We start from the raw sequence: 413 nt of genomic DNA on the forward strand, positions 1-413 counted from the left end.
GCGATGGCCTCAACTAGGCCCAGATGGGCGTCGCTGGTGACCAGGCGCACGCCGGTGAGGCCTCGGGCGACTAGGTCGGCGAAGAACTCGTTCCACGCCGGGCCGGTCTCGCTGGTGGATACGCGCACCCCCAGCACTTCGCGGTGTCCGTCATTGTTGACTCCGGTGGCAACTAGGACCGCGCACGAGACGACGCGCCCTCCTTCGCGCACTTTCATGGTCAGTGCGTCAGCGGCGACGAACGTGAAAGGCCCAGCGTCGTGGAGGGGGCGATGGCGGAACTCGTCCACGTGTTCGTCCAGGTCGGCTGCCATGCGTGAGACCTGGGACTTGGATAGTCCTGTGATCCCCAGGGTTTTGACGAGCTTGTCCATGCGGCGCGTGGATACTCCCGCTAAGTAGCAGTCAGCGAC

At 64.9% G+C, this 413-nt stretch carries 1 protein-coding gene; it reads right to left on the reverse strand.

All coding sequences use genetic code 11. The features are described from left to right. Positions 1 to 413 (reverse strand): transposase (locus QP415_RS13810; RefSeq protein ID WP_285100058.1); only part of this gene is annotated, 413 nt, incomplete at both ends.

Origin of the sequence: Pauljensenia sp. UMB3104 (assembly GCF_030217285.1) — a bacterium.
Lineage (GTDB): Bacteria > Actinomycetota > Actinomycetes > Actinomycetales > Actinomycetaceae > Pauljensenia.